Raw genomic sequence first — 20601 nt, 5'->3', positions numbered from 1 at the left:
GATCATCGGCAAGGCCCAGCGGAGCAAGCTCCGCTCTACAGGTGGGAGCCGCCCTTGTGGCCTTTTCGGCCAATGGCGGCAATGCGGCTCCCCTGAAGATCCTCACTGACGCCACGGCTCGACGTTGTTGCAACTACAGCGACGAAAGAGATGCCGCGCTCGCTGTCCTGCTCACGCCGCATCGACGTGCGGCGCCATCGCCTGCTGGCGATAGCCCAGGGCTTCGGTCAGATGCGCGGTGGTGATGTCTTCGCTTTCGGCCAGATCGGCGATGGTGCGGGCCACGCGCAGCGTGCGCTGCATGGCGCGTGCAGACAGCTGCATCTGATCGATCGCGCGCTCCAGCAGCGCCTGGTCGGGTGGCGCCAGCCGGCAATGGGTGAGTGTCTGCGCCTGATCCAGGCGTGCGTTGAGCACGCCGGCGCGCTGCAGCTGTCGCGCGCGAGCGGCGGTGACGCGTTCGCGCACGGTGGCGCTGTCTTCGCCGGCCGGTGCGTCGGGGCGCAAGGCCTGCGGCGGCACGCGTGCGACGTCGATCTGCAGGTCGATCCGGTCCAGCAGCGGGCCGGAGATGCGGCCGCGATAGCGGGCGATGCGCTCGGCCGTGCAGCGGCAGCGGCCGTTGGCATCGCCGGCCCAGCCGCAGGGGCAGGGATTCATCGCGGCCACCAGCTGGAACCGCGCGGGGAACTCCGCACTGCGCGCCGCGCGCGCGACGGTGACTGTGCCCGACTCCAGCGGCTCGCGCAGCACTTCCAGCGCACGCCGGTCCCACTCGGTCAGCTCATCGAGGAACAGCACACCGTGGTGGGCCAGCGAGACCTCGCCGGGTCGCGGCAGCGCGCCGCCGCCGATCAGCGCCACCGCGCTGGCGGTGTGGTGCGGACTGCGGAACGGGCGCTGCCGCCAGCGCGCCGGGTTCAGGCCCCGGCCGCTGACCGAGGCGATGACGGCGCTCTCCAGCGCTTCATCCTCGCTGGCCTCCGGCAGCAGGCCGGGCAGGCGCGAGGCCAGCAGCGTCTTGCCGCAGCCGGGCGAGCCGACGAACAGGAGGTGGTGCCCGCCGGCCGCGGCGACTTCCAGCGCGCGTCGCGCATGCAGCTGGCCGCGGACATCGCGCAGGTCCGGCATGGGCCAGGGCGCGACCGGTTCGGCCACCGCCATCGCCGGTGCGCGCGTGCCGCACAGCATGGCGCAGACCTCCAGCAGGGTGCGCGCGGTGCAGGCCTGGCCGGTGGCCACCAGCGCCGCCTCGGCGCCATTGCCCGCCGGCACGATCAGGCGCCGGCCCGCGTCGCGCGCGGCCAGCACCGCCGGCAGCACGCCATCGATGCTGCGCAGCTCGCCGGTCAGGCCCAGCTCGCCGACGAATTCCCAGCCGGCCAGGGCCTGGCGGTCGAGCTGGCCGCTGGCCGCCAGGATGCCCAGCGCGATCGGCAGGTCGAAGCGGCCGCCGTCCTTGGGCAGGTCGGCCGGTGCCAGATTGACGGTGATGCGCCGTGCCGGGAACTCGAACTGCGCACACAGCAGCGCCGCGCGCACCCGGTCGCGGCTCTCGCGCACCGCCGCCTCGGGCAGGCCGACGATGTGCGTGGCCGGCAGGCCGCCGGAGAGATGCACTTCGACCTGCACGCCGGGCGCCTGCACGCCGCAGCGCGCCCGGCTATGGGCCAGGGCCAGACTCATGGGGGACGCTCCGTGTCCGCCGGAAGGAGGGAACCGTCAGCTGCGCGGGGCGACGCGCGCCTCCAGCGCGGCCAGCTCGCGCTCCAGCGCGTCGAGCTTCTCGCGGGTGCGCAGCAGCACCGCGCGCTGCACCTCGAACTCCTCGCGCGTGACCAGGTCCAGCTTGGCCAGGCCCGACTGCAAGGCGCTCTTGAAGGTGCGCTGCAGGTCCTCGCGCGATTCGCGCAGGCCCGGCGGCACCAGCTCGCTCAGGCGGCGGGCGAGGTCATCGAGGGGATTGAGATCGATCATGGCAGGCTCCGTGGGCTCATGGCCAAGGTCGCATGCGCCCTGCGCGCGCCACCATCGGCCGGGCGCGCGCCGGCGGGTCGGAAAAGTCCGATGCCGCGCGCGCCGGTTCGCGCACATTATCGTGGAAGGACCGTTCGTTAGCGGTCACGCGCCAGAGGCGACGGTTCCGATGCGGCCCGGTCGCGGGCTGGTCTCAACTGCCGCGGGACGTCTCAGCGAGGTCGAACGCCATCTGCGGAAGCAAGCGTCCCGGGACGGAGCCGCTTGGGACCAGGCCGATCCTGACGGCACCGAAACGGGCGTAGAACGCTTCGGCGCCCGGATCGGCGTCGAGGACGAGGCGCTCGAATCCAAGGGCCACCGCATCGCGAAGCGCGTTCTGCAGCAACAGCCGTCCGCATCCGGTGCCGATCGCGGATGGATCGACGAAGAGCGCGCACAACTCCCCGATGGGAGGCGTTCGGCCGATCAGGCTGAAGCCGAGGATCCGATCGTCGTCCGCGACGGCGACCCAGAAGCGCCCGGATGCGCACGCCTCCGCGCTCCAGGAAAGCTCGGCGCGGCAGGCTTCGAGAAACTGCGGCGAATAGCCCCAGTATCCCTTCGAGCGCAACGCCAGGGCCGACAGGGCCTGATGGTGGGCGCCAACCGCCCTCCGGAGTTTTGGCAGCTTACGCTGCTCGATGTCTGAGGGCTTTATCTGGGTCATGGGTACGAAACCCGGCGCGATCGCATCACCATTGCGGCGTTGGTCAGCGCGATCGCCAGCCGCCGTCAGCCCGACCCGAGCCGCTGAGCGCGATCAGGACGATGCCGGCGACGAGCTCCCACAGGATGATCGTGTAGACGCTCCCACGCTCCCAGAGGCCGTCCGCCACGGCCGCGATCCCGAGCGCGTTGTGCGCAAACAGCCCGACCAGCGAGAGAAGACCGAACACGGCGATGGCGATGCTGAAGCCGCGGAGCCAGCGCCCGCCGATCGCGAAGCCTCCGGCCACCGCGGCCAGGTTCCCGCAGATGATCGCGAACGCGGCGCCGATGCCGTGGAAGACGGCCATGCCGGACTGGATGGCCTGCTGGCTGCCGGGCACGGCGGCCACGAGCACGATGCCGAAAGCGTGCAGCGCCGACAGCGTCGCCCAGAGCGTCGTCTTGCGCGGCCTGCGCGTCAGCGCGCGAGCGGCCAGCAGGGTCGCGATCAGGAAGAAGACGCCCTGCACGACGAAGCCGGTGTTCATCACCCAGCTCAGCGGCGAATCGAGATGCCGGCCGTCCACGACGCCCACTTCGGGCACGCCGAGGTCGCTGATGTAGTTCGTCGCATAGCTGTAGCCGGGAAAGGCGGTGGACGCCACGTATTCCGCGGCCAGGTAGATCACGCCGGCGGCGATCCACAGCGCGCCGGCGAGGCGTCGAGCGACGCGGGACGGCTGCGGCTTGGGGACGGATGCGCACGCTTTGTCGTCCGTCGCGACCGCGGGATGTTCCTGCCTTCTGTTCACCGGATGGTCCTTCGAATACGGCGATCTCGCCATCATCTCAGGACCGCGGTGAGCGCAGCGCGGTGCAGACCTGCGCGGGCTAATGCTCCTTGCAGGAGCAGGTTGGGCATCCGCTGAAGCAGGCGGGGCGCCGCCTGGCGGTGATAGACGCGCAGTCGACGTGGAAGGGCATATCCGATCGGGAGGGGCCCCGCGCAAAGCCCCCTGCGAGTCGGCATCAGGCAATAGCTCGGCGACGGCAACGTGCAGCCCGGCAAGCAGGCGTCTTCTCTATCCAGCCCGACACGAACTGATGCTGGAGGCAGGCTCGCAAGCGGTGGCCCACGTCGTTCCTGCTCGGGCTCGCTCGCTCATGGAGCGGGCCTGAAATTCCGAGGACGAGCCCCGCCGCGCAGGGCTCAGGCCTTGCTCCAGGCGTAGAAGCGCTTCCAGCCGTTGCGCACGCCGCTCACCCAGGGGCGCTGGGCGACCACGCGTGCGCGCATGCCGGTGATCTCGCGCCCGGTCAGGCGGCGCTGGATCTTCAGCGCGTTGGCCAGGTCCGAGCGGCGCAGTTCGCGCAGCAGGGGCAGGCGCATCATCCAGCGCGGCAGGCGCATGGCCGAGGCGTAGTCGAGCAGCACCAGGGTGCCGCCGCTGACCATCAGGTTGGAGGTGTGCAGATCGTTGTGGGTGATGCCGGCTGCGTGCAGCTGGGCGATCATGGCGCGCAGCTGGCGGAACACCGTCTTGCCGGCATCCATCGCATCGCCGCCCAGGACGGTGCCGGAGACGAATTCCATGCCCAGCAGCAGGCCGCCGGCCGTGCCCAGCAGCATCGGCGCATGGCGCCAGCCGGCCAGGTGCCGGAGCATGCTCGCCTCGCGCCAGACCAGCAGCCGGGCCAGCAGGGCCATCGGCGTGCCGGCATAGCGGCGGTAATCCTTGACCACCACCGGGCGGCCCTCGTAGGGCGTAACGTAGACGTCCGGTTCGAGGACGCGCTCGCCGCGCTTGAGCAGCTTGGCGGTCGCCGGCAGGCGGGCGCCGGGGTGGAAGGGGAGCAGGGCGGTATTCATAAGTCGGTTGCCTCGCGCGTGGGCCGTTGGGACTCCGGGGACCAACAGCTGCGGAATTACTGAACTTTTTGGTTCGGCAAACAATTCTAACGGCTTTCCGACATGAGGGTGTAACGAAATTCCGACAGAGACTGTTCCGCAGGAGGGGGTGATCGGGCGGGCTCCGAAGCGCCAAACGTCCGCCTGGGGCCACGAGGGCTCGGTAAGCCGCGGCCTCCTTGTAGAGCGGAGCTTGCTCCGCTGCTTTTCGTTCGGTTCGTGGGCAAGCCCCCAGCGGAGCAAGCTCCGCTCTACAGGGTGGGAGCCGCCATGGCGGCGAGGGCTTTCCCAGGCCGGCCGCAGACGCCGGAAATCAGCCCCCCGTCCTCCGGGCGGCCTCGTCCTGCCCCGGCCCAGACCGCCCAAAACGCAAGCGGGGCGCGGACTTACGTCCGCGCCCCGCTCGGGGTCACACCCATCTGGCCTAGGCGGTCAGAAGTCCGCGCCGAAGGTCAGGAAGTACTGCCGCGGCGCATCGGCATGGATGGCATAGCGCGTGCCGGCCGGGTCGGTCGGGGCGAACGAGCTGAGCTGGCCGGCATAGCGCTTGTCGGTCAGATTGGCCACGTTGAAGGACACCCGCACGTTGCGCAGGCCCAGGCCGGGTCCGAAGTCGTAGCCGGTGCCGAAGTCGAAGGTGGTCACGCCCGGCACCGACTGGTCGTTGGTATAGGTGTAGTAGCGCTTGCCGGTGTACTTGCCGCGCAGGCTGACGTTCCAGCCGCTGCCGCGCCAGCTCAGTTCGCTGGAGGCCATGCGCTGCGGCGTGTCGACGGTGATCTTGCCGGCCACCGGCACGACCTGGCCGCCGGAGATGTAGTTGTCCTCGTAGGTGCTCTTGTTCCAGGACAGCGCGTTGTACCACTCGAAGCCCGCGCCCGGCTTGAGGATGAAGGTCAGCTCGGCGCCGTTGCTCTTGACCGAGCCGACGTTGACGAACTTGGTGACGCACTCCGGGCGCGTGCCGACTTCGATGCTCGAGCACGGGTTGAGCGAGAGCAGGCGGTTGTCGAACAGCACGTGGTAGGCCGCCAGCGAGGCCTGGTAGTGCTCGCCGAAGGTGCGCCAGCCGGCTTCCAGCGTGCGCGACTTCTCCGGCTCCAGGCCCTTGGCCGCGGCGAAGGACTGCGGCGTGACCTGCAGCGGGCCGCCGCTGCCGCCGCCGACGAAGGCGGCGATGTTCTGCGCGTAGGAGGCGAACAGCTCGTTGTCCTGGTTCAACTTGAAGCCCAGGCCGACCTGCGGCAGGGCGCTCTTCTTGGCCACCAGGGTGCCGCTGGCGAGCAGCGTTTCCACGCCGGGTTTGGCCTTGGCGGTCATCTCGGTGCGCGGGCTCTTGATGCCCACGTCCACGGTCAGGCGGTCGTCGAGGAAGCGCATCCGGTCCTGCACGTAGAACTGGCGGGTGCGGATGGTGTAGTCCTGGTCGAACAGGCGGCGGTTGGGCCGGTTGAGGTAGAAGTCGTCCAGGAACGGGCCGCTGACGTAGTAGAAATTGCGCTCGACGTTGTGGTCGTTGTACTCGTACCACAGGCCGGCCTCCAGCTCGTGCAGGCCCCAGCGCCAGTTCAGCGCCGCGGTGCCGCCGGTGCGGTTGATGGTGTAGTTGGTCGAGCGGATCGAGATCGGCAGCGCCTGCGGCGTGTTGGGGTACGAGGCCTGGCCCGGCGCCCACCAGTGGCCCTGGCCGCGGTTCTCGTGGTGGTAGGCCAGCAGCTTCAGGTGCGCCTCGCTGCCCAGGGCGATGTCGCCGTCGAGCGCGTAGAGGTTGTCGTCGCGCAGCGCGCGGCTCTGGTAGTAGGCATCGTCGATGCTGTTGACCCCGCCGCTGAAGCGGCAGCGTGCGGCGTTGTAGGTCGCCGGCGCGCAGTAGGCCGCGGCCACGGCGCGGTCCCAGTCCGGGGCGTAGATGTTCCAGTCCCAGCCCAGGCCGCGGGCGAGCATGCTCTTGGACAGGTAGGAATAGTTCGGCTGGTTGACGCGCGAGGTGGCGATGAACGCGCCGAAGCGGTGGTCGCCCACGTTCCACACCGCCTTGGCGTTGAACTGCTTGGTCTTCTGCGCCTGGTGCGGCGGCGCCCACATGTCGGCGTCCTGGCGCACGGCGGAGACGTAGGCCGAGAAGCCGTGCAGGTCGCCGGTGTCGGCGCGCAGGTAGGTGCGGTTCTGGTGGTCGCTGCCGATGGTCTGCTGCAGGCGGCCGCCGGCCTCGGTGTCCGGGTCCTGCGAGTAGTACTGCAGGGTGCCGCCCAGGTTGCTGGTGGAGGCCACGCCGAGCGAGCCGATGCCCTGCGACAGTTCGACGCCGGCCAGGTTCTCGGGAATCAGCGCGCGCGAGATGCTCAGGCCGTTGTAGTTGCCGTAGCTGTTGTCGCCCAGCGGGATGCCATCGAGCGTATAGCCCAGGCGGCTCTTGTCGAAGCCGCGCAGGGTGATGGACTGCGATTCCTCGTTGGCGCCCAAGGCGTCGTTGGACTGCACCGACACGCCCGGCAGCTTGTCCAGCAGCTTCTGGCCGCTGGTGCCCGGCGGCAGCACCTGCTTGTCGACCTGGGTGATGCGCTGCACCTGGCGGGTTTCGCCGCGGCCGATGACCGACACGCTGTCCAGCGTCTTGGCGGTGATGTCGGCGTCGGCCGGCGCGGCGGGCGGGGTGTCGTCGGTGGCGTAGGCGTTCGCAGCGCACAGGGCGAGCGACACCGCGACCGTCAGGGAGCGGATGTGCATGTTCGAAGCGTCGTTGGTCAAGGGAAGGCGCGTAGGCGCCCGGACACCTTGACCGACGAACATGAAAACTTTCTTACGAAGTTGGCGCGGCGTTGCACGCGTGCCGGGCGATACGCGCGTTGTGACGTCCTGCGGCGCAGGCGCTACGCGTTCCTCAGGGTTTATGCCAGCCGTCTACTGCCTGTCTTCCCAGGGCCGGATCGTCGGTGAAGAAGCCATCGACGCCGGCATCGAGGAAGGCGCGCATCTCGCGGATCGAACCGGCGTCGCTGCGCGTGGCCGGTGCGCGACCCTGCTGCAGGTCCTTGGGCAGGAAGGCGTTCTCGGGGCGGAAGGTGTAGGGCACCACCTTCAGTCCGGCCGCATGCGCGTCGGCGATGATCGCATTGGGCTTGCCCAGGTTGCCCTGGGCGTCCAGCGGCAGCAGCATGCGGTTGGCGGGGCCGAGCAGCTGGGCGTACTGGGCGATGGCCTTCAGGCCCTGCGGGGTGAGCATCTGCGCATAGGTGGTGCTGCCGCCGGCGGCGAGCACGTCGCCGGGGCGCTCGTTCGGTGCGTCGATCAGTTGGACCAGGCGCACGTTGGGATGCGTATCGCCCAGCAGGGCGTGCAGCTGCTTGAGGTTGGCGATCTCGAAGGACTGGATCACGACCGGCGCGCTGCGCGTGTAGGCGTGCGCATCGAGCGTGGCCACGACCTTGGCCTCCATCGGCAGGCCCTGCTGCTGGAAGTAGGTCGAATGCTTGATCTCCGGGATCAGCCCGATCACGCGTCCGCGCGCGGCCGACTCGGCGGCGGTGAAGTCGATGATCTCGTCCAGGGTGACCAGCTGGAACTGGCCGTCGAAGGCGGTGCCGCGCAGCTTGGGCAGGCGTTCGCGCGCGCGCAGTGTCTTCAGCTCGGCCAGGGTGAAGTCTTCGGTGAACCAGCCGGTGACGGCATGGCCGTCGATGGTCTTGGTGGTCTGGCGGGCGGCGAACTCGGGGTGCGCGGCCACGTCGGTGGTGCTGCCGATCTCGTTCTCGTGACGCGCGAGCAGGGCGCCGTCCTTGCTGGAGACCAGGTCGGGTTCGATGTAGTCGGCGCCGTCGGCGATGGCCTTGGCGTAGGAGGCCAGGGTGTGTTCGGGGCGCAGGGCGCTGGCGCCGCGGTGGCCGATCACCAGGGGCCGGTCGCTCGGCACCGGGGTCGGTGGCGTGTCCTGTGCGGCGGCGTGGAAGGACAGGGTGGCGCCCATGCAGGCCATCAGGAACAGGGTCGATCGCATCATGCACTCCTTGGAAGCAGGCGCGCGTGGTCGCCCCTGCGTGACCGTGCAGCCTCGCATGCGGGGATGGCGTGTGGGTGACATTGCGTTACGGGCTGGGCTGGAGTCCTTCGAAGACAAGGAGTCTTTTGCTGATCGCGGGATCGCGGGATCGCGGGATCGCGGGATCGCAGCGCGTGCGCGTCTCGGCTGCGGAAGGGCAGCGGTCCGGCGGGCGGTGGCCGCTTTTCCTTCAATCAGGGCATCCTGCCCTGATTCGGGCGCTCGGCTTCCTGCCTCGCTAGGCGCGGCCACCGCCCACCGGCCCGCTGCCTCGCGCGTCAAGTCATAAGGCTTCGGTCGGAAGACGTTCTGATCTCTTTTCTTTGTGAGCCCCCTCCCACCGGGAGAGCTCGAAGTCGCGGCTGGCGACTGAGGGGGAGGGCGCGGGCGAAGCCCGCAAGACCCAAAGCACTTGGTTCCATCCGCTGCCAAGCTTCGCCAACAGGTGCATGCAACGGAAAACGCCGCGCGGGCTGCCCCGCGCGGCGTTGGGTTGGCTGGCGTGCGCCCTGTCCGGGCGCGGGCGGGGATCAGCCTTCGCCCAGCGCCTGGGCCACGAACGGCGGCGGCACCAGCGTGCCGGTGTGCTGGTGGGCGGTGTAGTACAGGGTCTGGAACGGCTTGGCTTCGGCGTCCTGGACGCGGAACGCGAAGTCCGCGCCGGCGTCCTTGGAGGCGATGGTCACGCTCCACCAGCCGGTCGGGTAGCACGGCTGCGGGAAGGGCAGGGTCTTGAACGACTTGAAGCCCGCCTTGCCCATCTCCGCGCGCATGTCGCGGATCAGGTCCAGCAGCGCCAGCGGCGATTCGGACTGCTGCACCAGCAGGCCGTCGGGCTTGAGCGCCTTGAAGCAGCTTTCGAAGAAGGCCTGGTTGAACAGCCCCTCGGCCGGGCCGATCGGGTCGGTGGAGTCCACGATCACCACGTCCACGCTGCCCGCCGGGCAGTTGGCCATGTAGGCCACGCCGTCGTCGAACAGCAGCTCGGCGCGGGCATCGCCGTTGGATTCGCACAGTTCGGGGAAATACTTCTCGGCCATGCGCGTGACCTGCTCGTCGATGTCGCACTGGGTCGCGCTTTCCACGCCCGGGTGCTTGAGCACCTCGCGCAGGGTGCCGCAGTCGCCGCCGCCGATGATCACCACGCGCTTGGGGTTCGGGTGGGTGAACAGCACTGGGTGGCTGATCATCTCGTGGTAGAAGAAGTTGTCTTTGGTGGTGAGCATCATCGCCCCGTCGATCACCATCAACTTGCCCCAGTCGGTGCTGTCGTAGATCTCGATTTTCTGGAACGGGGACTGCACTTCGTCCAGCTTGCCCTTCAGGCGAAAGCCGATCGCCGAGCCGGTGGGCTGGAAGTGTTCGATGTACCAGGAGTCGTTGTCGGTCATGGGAATTCCTTGCGTGCGAAGGCGGACGGACGCGGCCGCCGGTCGAAATAACAGGCGCGGCGACGGGCAGCCCCGGCGCGCGAGGCGGCGCATTGTAACGAAGCCAACCCGGGCGGACGTTACAATTCGCGGCCGTTTCCCCACGACAGCACAGGCCGCACCACGATGAGCGATTGGTCCACCGACCAGGCACGCAAGACCTATTCGATCCCGCACTGGGCCGATGGGTATTTCGACGTGGACGCGGCCGGGCGCATCACGGTGGCCCCGCAGGGCCCGGGCGGCCCGGTGGTGGCGCTGCCGGAGGTGGTCGACGCCGCGCGCGCCGAGGGCGCCAAGCTGCCGCTGCTGGTGCGGTTTCCCGACATCCTGGGCCAGCGCCTGGGCAAGCTGCAGGCGGCCTTCGCCCAGGCCCAGGCGGACTGGAACTACGCCGGCGGCTACACCGCGGTCTATCCGATCAAGGTCAACCAGCATCGCGGCGTGGCCGGCACGCTGGCCGCGCACCACGGCGAGGGCTTCGGCCTGGAGGCCGGCAGCAAGCCCGAGCTGATGGCCGTGCTGGCGCTCTCGCGCCCCGGCGGCCTGATCGTGTGCAACGGCTACAAGGACCGCGAATACATCCGCCTGGCGCTGATCGGCCGCAAGCTGGGCCTGGAGACCTTCATCGTCATCGAGAAGCCCTCCGAACTGAAGCTGGTGCTGGAGGAGGCCAAGGCGCTGGAGGTGATGCCCGGCCTGGGCGTGCGCATGCGCCTGGCCTCGCTGGGCGCGGGCAAGTGGCAGAACAGCGGCGGCGACAAGGCCAAGTTCGGCCTGTCCCCGCGCCAGGTGCTGGACCTGTGGAAGACCCTGCGCGATACCGAGTACGCGGCCTGCCTGAACCTGCTGCATTTCCACATGGGCAGCCAGATCTCCAACGTGCGCGACATCGCCAACGGCATGCGCGAGGCGGTGCGCTACTTCGTCGAGCTCTCCGCGCTGGGCGCCAGGATCAGCCATGTCGATGTCGGCGGCGGGCTCGGTATCGACTACGAAGGCACGCGTTCGCGCAGCTATTACTCGATCAACTACGGGCTGGGCTCCTACGCCGGCAACATCGTCCAGCCGCTGGCCGAGGCCTGCGAGGAACACGGCCTGGCCCCGCCGCGCATCGTCACCGAATGCGGCCGCGCCATGACCGCCCACCACGCGGTGCTGATCGCCAACGTGTCCGAGGTCGAGCAGGCGCCGGAGGGCCGCGTGCCCGATGCGCACGACGACGAACCGGCCGCGGTGCGCCACCTGCGCGAGATCCACGACGAGCTGGACACGCGCCCGGCGGTGGAGCTGTTCCAGGAGGCCCAGCACTTCCACGCCGAAGGCCTGGCCGCCTACGCGCTGGGGCAGATCGACCTGACCCACCGCGCGCGCATCGACGATCTGTTCTACGCCATCGCCCACGGCGTGCGCGCGCGCCTGAGCCACGAGGAAAAGAGCCACCGCCCGGTGCTGGACGAGCTCAACGACCGGCTGGTGGACAAGTACTTCGTCAATTTCAGCGTGTTCGAGTCGATCCCGGACGTGTGGGCCATCGACCAGGTGTTCCCGATCGTGCCGATCGAGCGCCTGGACGAGCGCCCGCAGCGCCGCGGCATCGTCTGCGACATGACCTGCGACTCGGACGGCATGGTCAAGACCTATGTCGAGAACGAGAGTCTGGACAGCTCGCTGCCGCTGCATGCGATGAAGCCGGGCGAGTCCTACCGCATCGGCTTCTTCCTGGTCGGCGCCTACCAGGAGATCCTGGGCGACATCCACAACCTGTTCGGCGACACCGACGCGGTGGAGGTCACCTGCCAGGACGGCACCACGCGCATCACCCAGCAGCGCCGCGGCGACACCACCGACGTGATGCTCGACTACGTGGGCTATTCCCTGGCCGAGCTGCGCAGCGCCTATGCCCAGCGCGTGGCCGCCGCCGACCTGTCGACCGAACGCGCGCAGGAGCTGTCGGCTGCCTTGGAGGCGGGGCTGACGGGGTACACGTATCTTTCGGATGAGCCGTTGGCGTAGGGCTGTTTTTCACTGCGATCTGGGCGGTGCGCGTTGGGATTCGGGATTAGGGATTAGGGATTAGGGATCAGAAGCCCAAGCGAAATCACGCCGAAGCGACACTAGAGCCGCAGCAATACTTCACCTCGTCATCCCCGCGAAAGCGGGGATCCATGGACTTACGCGCCGTGCACGGCACGCAGCGACGCGCTGACCCACATGATCTATCAGTCGTCGTTCCCGCGAACGCGGGAACCCAGCGCCTTGCGCGTCCCATGCGAACGTCCATGGGTTCCCGCTTTCGCGGGAACGACGATGCAGCGGCCATCGCGCCGCCTAGTACAGGTTCTTCTTGTAGTCCTGATCCAGCCCGTGGCGCACCAGTCCCGGCACCGCGACCGCCGCGCGCACCATCGCCGCCTGCAGGCCGCTGCTGCGGTTGAGCCGCACATGGGCCTTGAAGATCTCCGCGGGCGCCAGGTCGTCGGGAGGCTGGGTCGCTGGCCACAGCGCGGCGGCGGCCAGGGCGGGGCTGTCGCGCACCGCCCAGTGCGCCGGGGCGATGCGGGTCACCAGCTTGGGCGGCTTGTCGCCGACGGCCAGGCGGGCCCGGGCCGCGGCATCGGTGGTCAGCGTGGCTGTGCCACGGACGTGCAGCAGCCGCGTCTGGCCGGGCACCAGCGCGGCCAGCGACAGGCGCGGCTGTTCGAGCAGGTTGCGGAAGCTGTCCACGCGCCGGTTGCCGGGGCGGTCGGGCAGCCACAGCGCCGCCTCGTCCGCCTGCAGCAGGGCGCCGGCCGGATCGCCCTTGGGACTGAGGTCGGCCTGGCCGGCGGCATCGACCGTGGCCAGGACCAGGAAGCGGCTGCGGGCGGCCGCCTGGACGGGGGTGAGCGGCGCGGTGAGCGGATCGGGCGCGGCCTGCCAGAAGTCCGAGCGGATCAGCGCCTTGGCGCAGTGCAGATAGCATTCGCGCACGGCGATGCCGATCCGGCCGTCCTCGACCCCGGCGACCTGGCCGTTGATGCGCAGGGTCTCGCCCAGCCCCGGCACGAGCCACAGCGAGCAGAAGCTCTGCCCGGCGCGCGCCAGGCGCGGATCGTCCAGCCGGGTGGGTGGCAGATCCAGCGTGGTCGGCGTATCGGTCCGGGCGAATCCCGTCGGGCCGCCGCCGACGGTGATGGCGATGCCTTCGGCGTCGCCGAAGCCGAAGAACGCCAGCGGCGAGGCCTGCAGCCAGCGCACCGCCCAGGTGTCCAGGTGGTCGATGACCTTCATGTCGCGCGGACCGGGCAGCGCGCCGATGCAGCGCTGCAGCGTGTCGGCGTCGGTGATCCGGGTGGTCATGGCCGCCGCACCGGCAGTGGCGGCGGGCAGGGAACAGGGCAGGTGTGCAGCATCGTCATTCCTCGATCGATCGGGTGAGATCGCTGGCACGACGCTGGCGTGCGCACGTTATCACGCCCGTCCGCGCATGGCCCAGCGACTTCGCTGAAGTGCGCGCTGGGCCTCGCTCGCACAGCTGCCGGATGGCCGTCCGGCGCATCGCGGGCACGGCTCGGCGCATGGAGCCGGAAGGCGTATGGCGTCATGCCGCGCCGCGTGGAGTAATGGCGTCGCCCTCACTGACGTCTCTCGATCCCATGGCAATCAGATCCAAGGCCGCGCTGGTGTTCGTGCTGCTCGCCCTGACCGTCCAGCCCGCGCTGGCCACGCAGAACAGCGAGCGCGACGTGTCCGCGATCGGGCAGGTCGTCGAAGCCTTCCGCAGCGCCATCGCCGAGAAGGACAAGGCGCGGTTCACCGCGCTGTTCTTCTCCGAGGACCCGGCCCGGATGACCTGGCAGTTCGTCAACGACGATGCGCGCCTGGCGCGGTTCCGTGCCGTCAAGCCGGACGCGAGGAAGGCCCGCTACATCCCGCAGTCCAACTACCTCAGCTTCATCGACTCGATCGTGACCAGCGCCCAGGCCAGCGAGGAAGTGTTCTCCGACGTCAGGATCGACACCGACGGCGAGATCGCCGCGGTCGCCTTCGACTACGCCTACCTGGAGAACGGCAGGCAGACCAATCGGGGCAGGGAAATGTGGCAGCTGATCCGTACCGAGGCAGGCTGGAAGATCATCTCGGTCGTCTGGACCATGCGCGATCCCGCGCGGGCCAGCTGACGGCGATGGCGCCGGACGCGTCGGTCTTCTCGCCACCGCCGTGGCGCCTCTCGCTGATGGCGGCGCTGCCGATCGGCCTGTGCCTGCTGGTGATGGCGGTGCCGGCGGTAGGGCATGGGCATGCGCTGGCCTACCGCACTCTGTATCTGCTGGCCTTCCTGTCCTGGGTGCCGGTGCTGATCTGGCTGCAGCGTGCGCTCTGGCGAGCCGGGTGGTCGCCGTGGAAGACGGTGCCGCTGCTGCTGGCGGTGACGTATCTGATGGCGGTGGTCAACAACGTGCTGGGCTTCCTGCTGCCCGAGGCGATGGGCTGGTCCGGGGCACAGCCTCCACGCTGGCCGCGCGTGTTCTTCGGCGTCGACGATTGCTGGCTGGCGCTGATCGCCTATTGCGCAGCCAATGCGCTGGTCGGGCACTCCCACGCACTCAAGGAGGCCCAGGGCCGTCAGGCGCAGGCGCTGCTGGCCACGCGCGATGCCGAACTGCGCGCGCTGCGCTACCAGCTCAATCCCCACTTCCTGTTCAACACGCTCAATGGCGTGTCCTCGCTGGTGGCGCAGGCGCGCGGCGAGGAGGCACGCACCATGCTGGCGCGGCTGGGCGGCTTCCTGCGCGCCACGCTGGATCGGCCCTCCCATGAAGTGTCGGTGGCCGAGGAGCTGGCGATGACCGAGACCTATCTGGCCATCGAGCAGGTGCGGCTGGGCGACCGCCTGCGCGTGGAGTGGGACATCGGGCCCGGCGTGCTGGACGCGTCGCTGCTGTCGCTGCTGCTGCAGCCGCTGGTGGAGAACGCGATCCGCCACGGCATCGCCCGACGCAGCGCGGCGGGCCGGCTGTCCATCGCGCTGCACGCGCGCGCCGGGCAGCTGCAGCTGCGCGTGGTCAACGATCTCGCGCCGGACGATGAGGCGCAGGGCGGACGAACGCTGGGCCATGCGAACGTGCGCCAGCGCCTGGCCTGGCTCTATCCGCAGCGCCACGCCTTCGCCGCCGGGCTGGAGGACGGCGTGTACGTGGTCGCCATCGCGATTCCGTTCCAGCGCCTGGATCCGCGAGGCGATGCGGCGTGATCCGGATCGCGGTGATCGATGACGAGCCCTTGGCGCGCAGCGGCGTGATCGCCGGTCTCGCGCGCCATGAGGATGTCCAGGTCGTGGGCGAGTACGCCGACGGCGAGGCGGCGTTGGCCGGCCTCCCGCAGTGCCGCCCGGATGTGCTGATCCTCGATATCCAGATGCCTGGCCTGGACGGCATCGCGCTGCTCCAGGCCATGGAGGCGCACGCACGTCCGCTGGTCATCCTGCTGACGGCGCACGCCGAGTTCGCCGTGCCGGCCTTCGCGCTGGAGGTGTTGGACTATCTGCTCAAGCCGCTGGACGAGGAACGCCTGGCCGACGCCCTGGCCCGCGTGCGGCGTCGGCTGCAGGCGAGCGCTTCGGTTCCCGTCCCGCCGCCCGACGAGCCGCGGCCGGAGCCGCTCACGCGCTTCGAGGTTCGGGTGGGGCGGCGGATCGTGTTCGTGCCGGTCGAGGAGGTCGAATATCTCCAGGCCGACGGCGACTACGTCGCCCTGCACGTGGGATCCCGGCAATACCTGCTGCGCGATGCGCTGCAGCGCCTGCAGACCCAGCTCGATCCGGCGCGCTTCGTGCGCATCCATCGCTCCACCATGGTCAGGCTGGATTGCGTGGCCGAACTGCAGCCGCTCTCCAACAAGGACGCGCTGCTGCGGCTGCACAACGGTGCGCCGCTGCGCGTCAGCCGCACCTATGTCGATGCGTTGCGCGCCCAGCTGACCGGCGCTTCGGGCTGACGCGCTTCACCGCAGGCGGGGCACGGCCCGGCGCAACGGCGGCAACAAGCACACTGCGCGGACATAGACTTTCCCACTTCTCCTGTACGCCTGGCTTGGCCCGATGATCCGCACCGACGCTCGCTACCCGGGCCTGGACCTGCTGCGCGCCATCGCCATCGTGTGGGTGATGTTCTTCCATGCCTGGGTGGTGGGTGGACTGGCGCCGGAATGGACCTGGCTGTCGCGCTACGGCTGGATGGGCGTGGACCTGTTCTTCGTGCTCAGCGGTTTCCTGATCGGCGGGCAGGTGCTGGCACCGCTGTCGCGCGCGCAGCCGCTGCGGTTCGGCGACTTCTATCTGCGGCGCGCGTTCCGCATCCTGCCGGCGTACTGGGTGGTGCTGGCGCTGTATGCGCTGGTGCCGGCCTGGCGCGAGCGGCCGGAGATGGAGCCGCTGTGGAAGTTCGTCCTGATGGTGATGAACCTGGGCAACGACTACAGCCGGCCCGCGTTCTCGCACGCCTGGTCGCTGTGCGTGGAGGAGCACTTCTATCTGGTGTTCCCCGTGCTGGCCTGGTGGCTGATGCGCAGGCCGGTCGCGTGGAAGGTGGCGCTGCTGGCGGCGCTGGTGCTGGTCGGCGGCATCGCGCTGCGCGCCGGCATCTGGCTGCACGACACCGCCGCCGAGGCCGCAAGCGCAGCGCAGCGCAACTGGTTCATCGAGGATCTCTACTACCCGACCTGGAACCGCCTGGACGGCCTGCTCTGCGGCGTGCTGCTTGCGACACTGAAGACCTTCCGCCCCACGCTATGGTCGCGCGCGCAGCGGTACGCCAACGGCGCGCTGGTAGCAGGGCTTGCGGTGATGGCATTGGCGCTGTGGCTGTTCCGCGACCGAACCGGGCTGGTGGGCAACGCGGTGGGCTGGCCGGTGCTGTCGATCGGGCTGGCGCTGCTGGTGTTCGCCGGGGCGGGGCGCAGCAGCCTGATCGGGCGTTGGGCGCTGCCGGGCGCGGCCTGGCTGGCCGGCGTGTCCTACAGCCTGTACCTGGTGCACAAGGCCGTGTTCGTGCAGGTGCAGGACCATCTGGGCCAGGCGATCGCCGGCTGGGGCGCTGCGCAGGTGCTGGTCTATGGCGGCGCGTCGCTGCTGGCGGCCGCGTTGCTGCATTACGCGGTGGAGCGGCCGTTCCTGCGCCTGCGCGGCCGCGTGCTCAGGCCGCGCACCACACCCATGCCGGCCACGGACGCCGCTTGAGCGTCCGCGGTCGGCGCAGGCAGAGAGACTTACTGACGCGCGACCTGGAAGCCGGCGAAGGACTGGCTCACCGGCATGATCTCCAGCCGGTTGATGTTGAGGTGCGCCGGCAGCGTGGCGACGTAGAAGATCTGCTCGGCGATGTCCTCGCCCGTCATCGGCGTGGCGCCACCATAGAGCTTGTCCGAGGCGGCCTGGTCGCCGCCGGTGCGCACCAGGGTGAACTCGGTCTGCGCCATGCCCGGTTCGATGCTGGTCACGCGCACGCCGGTGCCGTGCAGGTCGCTGCGCAGGCCCAGCGAGAACTGCCGCACGAAGGCCTTGGTGCCGCCGTAGACATTGCCGCCGGTGTAGGGATAGGTGGCCGCCACCGAGGAAATGTTGATGATCGCGCCCTTGCGGGCGATCAGCACCGGCAGCAGCTTGCGCGTGATGGTGACCAGCGCGGTCACGTTGGTGTCGATCATCTGCTGCCACTGCGCCAGGTCCGCCTGCTGCGCCGGCACCGTGCCCAGCGCCAGGCCGGCGTTGTTGACCAGCACGTCGATGTCGGCGAAGCCGGCAGGAAGCGCGGCCAGGGCCGCATCCAGCGCGGCGCCGTCGCGGATGTCGAAGGCGGCGGCGTGCACCACCTCGCTGCCGAACTGCTCGACGAACGGGGTCAGCCGCTCGGCGCGGCGGCCGGTGGCGATCACCTTCCAGCCGGCGTTGGCGAAGCGGGTCACCGCGGCGGCGCCGAAGCCGGAGGTGGCGCCGGTGATTAGGACAGTCTTGGACATGTGATTACCTTGATACTCGGTTAGGCAATGGACGGTGGATATGCTTGCGGGCGGGAGAGGAGCCCCGCATATCGCGGACCCATGTTGTCATGGCGAGGTGTTGATTGGAGTGGCGCGAAAATCCACGGACATGAAGTGTCGAGGTACGCCGTTGCCAGCAGGCGTATTCTTGAGGAATGCCTTGGCCGAGGCGTCCTGCTTGAGGAACGCGTCCAGGAACTGCAACGTGTAGCGCGCCATCCAGGCGTAGCTGGTATTGACATCGCCCCGATCGTAATCAGCTTTTTGGTTTTCGGCGAATTTCTGCGCAGTCTGGCGACGCTGGAACATCGAACTGAATCCGGGGTGCGGCATGCCGAACATGCGAACGATCATCCGACTGCCACCCCAGGTATTGAGCGCACTGGGACCGGTGGCGTATAGATTTTGAGCATAGAAGTCCGGTAGCTCTTCCAGTGTGATCTCGCCTTCAGTGAAAAAAAGGAGCGGGATCCGCATCTGTTCCGGATGTACATCCCCGGCGGCTTTTATCAATCCTGGGTAGTAGCGCATGCTGCCATCGAGGGCAGTCAGCGCGTCGATACGAGAATCGCGGGCGGCGGCCAGCAGGTTGGCCAGGCCGCCCCAGCTCCAACCGACGACGGCCAGTTCGGACATGTCCGTATCCGGCAGCGTCTCGGCATAGTCAATCAGGAAAGTGATGTCGCTTGCCTGCGCATTGACATCGGCAAGATTGTCTTCCGAATCGAAGGTTGTCGCGCCCATGCTGGGGCTGGCGATGACCACGTAGCCGTGGCTGGCCAAGTATTCGCACAGGTCTGCATTTTCCCAGGCCACCGACGACTGGCTTGGAGAATAGATTACGACTGGAAATCGACCGGTGGCCAGCGTGGCGTTGCGGACTGCCCAGAGCCGCACGTCGGCCGATTCGGACAGATGCGAGGCTGCCCAGCGGTTCTTCACATCCGGCATGTCGAAGTGAAACTGCGTGGCAGCCAACGCGACGTAGTCACCGACCGTCATTGCGGCTCGGGTCTCTCCCTTCGCCGGATACCAGACCAACGTCTGCAAAGGGCGGCCGCGGGCGTCCCGCGCCGACTTGTCCCCTTCCAAGGCAGGCATGGCGCGCTTTTCATCGAATTGATCAACGACTTTCAGGCCGACGGAGTAAGGCCCGCGCGATTGATGGAACCGGAAACCGGAAGGCTCCACCGACGTTGTCGCATGGCAGCAGTTGATGGCGCCGCATAGCAGTGCCAATAGCGTGGCTAGCGACCGGATCCTCGTCACGTGGGCTCCTGAGGAGAAGGGAACAGGGGGCGGCGCGCGTGCAGCGCCGCGCCGGCCAGCGCGCCAAGCGCGGCGGCCAGCAGCTGCAGGCCCACGCCCAGCACGTTGCTGGCCAGCACGTCCTGGATCGTCAGCCACAGCGGCCGCTGCGGCATGTGACGGTCGGCCAGCTGCACCAGCAGGCCCAGGGCCAGCAGCTGCAGGGCGAACATCAGCGCCACGCCGAGCGGAAGAAAGCGTCGCCCGCCGATCCAGCCGCCCAGCAGCAGGCTGAAGGCGCCGGCCAGGCAGTGCGCGGGCTGGATCAGGCTGTTGCCGTGCAGCTCGAGCACGCGCCAGCCGGGCGGCAGGAGCCGCCAGATCAGCACGCCGAGCAGCAAATCCAAGGTGAAGGCGACCGCGGCCGCCAGGATCAGGCGCTCGCGCTGGGTCGCCGGGGCGATCACCGGGCCTTGATCGGCATCGCCGGCAGGCCGCCGCTGGCCAGTTTCTGCTTGGCCTCGGCCAGTTCGCTGGCGGTGGCGTAGGGCCCCATGCGCACGCGGTAGACGGTCTTGCCGGCCGAGTCGCCCGATTCCACGCGCGCGCTGAGGCCCAGCATCGCGATCTTGGCCTTGACCGCCTCGGCATCGCCGGACGCGCTGAAGCTGCCGGCCTGCAGGATGTAGGCGACATCGCCTGCGGCGCTGGCCACCGCATTGGACGCGGCGGCCTGGGCGACGGTGGTCTGGGTCGGCGTGGCCGAGGGCACCTTGGTGATCTCATCCAGCGGCGTGGGCTGCTGGGCGGCGGCGGTCGTGGTCTCGGCGATGGGCTGGGGCTGGCCGGCGTTCTTGGCCGCGTCCTCGCGCGCCTGCTGCGCGGCCAGCTTGGCCTTGCGATCGGCCTCGGCGCGCGCGCTGGCGGCCAGTTCGGCATCGGACATCTGCACTTCGCGGCCCGGCAGCAGCGTGTAGAAGTCGTACTGGGTCGGGCGCTCGGGCGACTTTTTGGCGGTTTCGGCCGTCGCCGCGAGCGCGGCTCCGGTCTCGGCCGGGGCCGAGGCGGGCGGCGTGGCGCTGTCGTCCTCGCTCACCGGCGCGGGGCGCGCGTCGGGGTTGGGCTTGGGCCGCAGGAAGGTGTCGCCGTCCTTCTTCATCAGGTCCGGCACGATGAAGAACGCCGCCGCGCCCAGCACCAGCCCGGCGATCAGCCAGACCCAGCCGGGCGTGCCGTTGCCGTTGGTGCGCTTGGCCTGGGATTTACCGCGTCGTGCCGCCATCTTGTTCTTG

Annotated in this window: 18 protein-coding genes; 5 read left to right on the top strand and 13 right to left on the bottom strand. The window is 69.2% G+C overall.

The annotated features are described in order from the left end of the window. Nucleotides 1-171 precede the first annotated feature (171 nt). From EAT51_RS18875 to speE, 8 genes are all read right to left on the bottom strand, one after another. Nucleotides 172-1686 (bottom strand): YifB family Mg chelatase-like AAA ATPase, encoded by a 1515-nt coding sequence (locus EAT51_RS18875; RefSeq protein ID WP_130521741.1) that lies wholly within the window; start codon nucleotides 1684-1686, stop codon nucleotides 172-174. A 36-nt stretch (nucleotides 1687-1722) separates the two neighbouring features. Then, nucleotides 1723-1977 (bottom strand): ubiquinone biosynthesis accessory factor UbiK, encoded by a 255-nt coding sequence (ubiK, locus tag EAT51_RS18870; protein ID WP_130521742.1) that lies wholly within the window; start codon nucleotides 1975-1977, stop codon nucleotides 1723-1725. 193 nt (nucleotides 1978-2170) lie between these two features. Then, nucleotides 2171-2686: a GNAT family N-acetyltransferase gene (locus EAT51_RS18865; RefSeq protein ID WP_130521743.1), complete on the bottom strand. Its 516-nt coding sequence runs from the start codon at nucleotides 2684-2686 to the stop codon at nucleotides 2171-2173. A gap of 43 nt (nucleotides 2687-2729) precedes the next feature. Beyond that, entirely contained in the window at nucleotides 2730-3479 is a 750-nt protein-coding gene (locus EAT51_RS18860) for a DUF998 domain-containing protein (protein ID WP_165422016.1), read from the bottom strand. Nucleotides 3480-3877: 398 nt separating this feature from the next. Continuing rightward, a complete protein-coding gene (locus EAT51_RS18855; RefSeq protein ID WP_130521745.1) occupies nucleotides 3878-4537 on the bottom strand; it encodes a BUD32 family EKC/KEOPS complex subunit in 660 nt (219 codons plus the stop codon). Nucleotides 4538-5008: 471 nt separating this feature from the next. Next, nucleotides 5009-7303, bottom strand: a complete 2295-nt coding sequence (locus EAT51_RS18850) for a TonB-dependent receptor (protein ID WP_130561902.1) — start codon at nucleotides 7301-7303, stop codon at nucleotides 5009-5011. Nucleotides 7304-7457: 154 nt separating this feature from the next. After that, nucleotides 7458-8573 carry a glycerophosphodiester phosphodiesterase gene (locus EAT51_RS18845; protein WP_130521747.1) on the bottom strand — a complete coding sequence of 372 codons (1116 nt, stop codon included), beginning with the start codon at nucleotides 8571-8573 and terminating at the stop codon, nucleotides 7458-7460. Between the two features lie 569 nt (nucleotides 8574-9142). Further along, nucleotides 9143-10003, bottom strand: a complete 861-nt coding sequence (gene speE, locus EAT51_RS18840; protein ID WP_130521748.1) for a polyamine aminopropyltransferase — start codon at nucleotides 10001-10003, stop codon at nucleotides 9143-9145. 165 nt (nucleotides 10004-10168) lie between these two features. Between speE and speA the strand changes: the two genes are divergently transcribed. Then, nucleotides 10169-12058, top strand: a complete 1890-nt coding sequence (speA, locus tag EAT51_RS18835; protein WP_130521749.1) for an arginine decarboxylase — start codon at nucleotides 10169-10171, stop codon at nucleotides 12056-12058. 315 nt (nucleotides 12059-12373) lie between these two features. Here the strand turns inward: speA and EAT51_RS18830 are convergent, their stop codons facing one another. After that, the gene (locus EAT51_RS18830) at nucleotides 12374-13384 is read right to left on the bottom strand and encodes a pyridoxamine 5'-phosphate oxidase family protein (RefSeq protein WP_130521750.1); all 1011 of its coding nucleotides are present in this window, start codon (nucleotides 13382-13384) and stop codon (nucleotides 12374-12376) included. Nucleotides 13385-13680: 296 nt separating this feature from the next. On the opposite strand from EAT51_RS18830, the gene EAT51_RS18825 reads away from it, so the two are divergent. The 4 genes from EAT51_RS18825 (at nucleotide 13681) to EAT51_RS18810 (ending at nucleotide 17261) form a co-directional block, all read left to right on the top strand. Beyond that, nucleotides 13681-14205, top strand: coding sequence for a nuclear transport factor 2 family protein (locus tag EAT51_RS18825; RefSeq protein ID WP_130561901.1), 525 nt, complete (start codon nucleotides 13681-13683; stop codon nucleotides 14203-14205). Between the two features lie 5 nt (nucleotides 14206-14210). After that, nucleotides 14211-15278, top strand: a complete 1068-nt coding sequence (locus EAT51_RS18820; RefSeq protein ID WP_130521752.1) for a sensor histidine kinase — start codon at nucleotides 14211-14213, stop codon at nucleotides 15276-15278. After that, nucleotides 15275-16021: a LytR/AlgR family response regulator transcription factor gene (locus EAT51_RS18815; RefSeq protein WP_130521753.1), complete on the top strand. Its 747-nt coding sequence runs from the start codon at nucleotides 15275-15277 to the stop codon at nucleotides 16019-16021. Before EAT51_RS18820 ends, EAT51_RS18815 begins: the two co-directional genes overlap by 4 nt. 103 nt (nucleotides 16022-16124) lie before the next feature. Beyond that, nucleotides 16125-17261, top strand: a complete 1137-nt coding sequence (locus EAT51_RS18810) for an acyltransferase family protein (RefSeq protein ID WP_130521754.1) — start codon at nucleotides 16125-16127, stop codon at nucleotides 17259-17261. 29 nt (nucleotides 17262-17290) lie between these two features. Here EAT51_RS18810 and EAT51_RS18805 read toward each other — a convergent pair whose 3' ends face one another. From EAT51_RS18805 to EAT51_RS18790, 4 genes are all read right to left on the bottom strand, one after another. Continuing rightward, on the bottom strand, nucleotides 17291-18040 hold the full coding sequence (locus tag EAT51_RS18805; protein ID WP_130521755.1) for an SDR family NAD(P)-dependent oxidoreductase: 750 nt from the start codon (nucleotides 18038-18040) through the stop codon (nucleotides 17291-17293). A gap of 87 nt (nucleotides 18041-18127) precedes the next feature. Then, nucleotides 18128-19330: a dienelactone hydrolase family protein gene (locus tag EAT51_RS18800; protein WP_130521756.1), complete on the bottom strand. Its 1203-nt coding sequence runs from the start codon at nucleotides 19328-19330 to the stop codon at nucleotides 18128-18130. Beyond that, entirely contained in the window at nucleotides 19327-19776 is a 450-nt protein-coding gene (locus EAT51_RS18795; protein WP_130521757.1) for a hypothetical protein, read from the bottom strand. The genes EAT51_RS18800 and EAT51_RS18795 overlap by 4 nt, the downstream gene beginning before the upstream one ends. After that, nucleotides 19773-20591, bottom strand: a complete 819-nt coding sequence (locus EAT51_RS18790) for an SPOR domain-containing protein (protein ID WP_130521758.1) — start codon at nucleotides 20589-20591, stop codon at nucleotides 19773-19775. The genes EAT51_RS18795 and EAT51_RS18790 overlap by 4 nt, the downstream gene beginning before the upstream one ends. Nucleotides 20592-20601 lie beyond the last annotated feature (10 nt).

This window comes from Pseudoxanthomonas winnipegensis (assembly GCF_004283755.1).
In the GTDB taxonomy this organism is placed as follows: Bacteria; Pseudomonadota; Gammaproteobacteria; order Xanthomonadales; family Xanthomonadaceae; genus Pseudoxanthomonas_A; species Pseudoxanthomonas_A winnipegensis.
This window is presented reverse-complemented; position numbering and strand designations above follow the sequence as displayed.

Coding starts and splice junctions, on each gene's coding strand:
- EAT51_RS18810 (WP_130521754.1), top strand. CDS start 16,125: ATGATCCGCACCGACGCTCGCTACCCGGGCCTGGACCTGCTGCGCGCC.
- EAT51_RS18830 (WP_130521750.1), bottom strand. CDS start 13,384: ATGACCACCCGGATCACCGACGCCGACACGCTGCAGCGCTGCATCGGC.
- EAT51_RS18855 (WP_130521745.1), bottom strand. CDS start 4,537: ATGAATACCGCCCTGCTCCCCTTCCACCCCGGCGCCCGCCTGCCGGCG.
- EAT51_RS18825 (WP_130561901.1), top strand. CDS start 13,681: ATGGCAATCAGATCCAAGGCCGCGCTGGTGTTCGTGCTGCTCGCCCTG.
- speE (WP_130521748.1), bottom strand. CDS start 10,003: ATGACCGACAACGACTCCTGGTACATCGAACACTTCCAGCCCACCGGC.
- EAT51_RS18865 (WP_130521743.1), bottom strand. CDS start 2,686: ATGACCCAGATAAAGCCCTCAGACATCGAGCAGCGTAAGCTGCCAAAA.
- EAT51_RS18805 (WP_130521755.1), bottom strand. CDS start 18,040: ATGTCCAAGACTGTCCTAATCACCGGCGCCACCTCCGGCTTCGGCGCC.
- EAT51_RS18850 (WP_130561902.1), bottom strand. CDS start 7,303: ATGCACATCCGCTCCCTGACGGTCGCGGTGTCGCTCGCCCTGTGCGCT.
- EAT51_RS18820 (WP_130521752.1), top strand. CDS start 14,211: ATGGCGCCGGACGCGTCGGTCTTCTCGCCACCGCCGTGGCGCCTCTCG.
- EAT51_RS18875 (WP_130521741.1), bottom strand. CDS start 1,686: ATGAGTCTGGCCCTGGCCCATAGCCGGGCGCGCTGCGGCGTGCAGGCG.
- EAT51_RS18790 (WP_130521758.1), bottom strand. CDS start 20,591: ATGGCGGCACGACGCGGTAAATCCCAGGCCAAGCGCACCAACGGCAAC.
- ubiK (WP_130521742.1), bottom strand. CDS start 1,977: ATGATCGATCTCAATCCCCTCGATGACCTCGCCCGCCGCCTGAGCGAG.
- EAT51_RS18845 (WP_130521747.1), bottom strand. CDS start 8,573: ATGATGCGATCGACCCTGTTCCTGATGGCCTGCATGGGCGCCACCCTG.
- speA (WP_130521749.1), top strand. CDS start 10,169: ATGAGCGATTGGTCCACCGACCAGGCACGCAAGACCTATTCGATCCCG.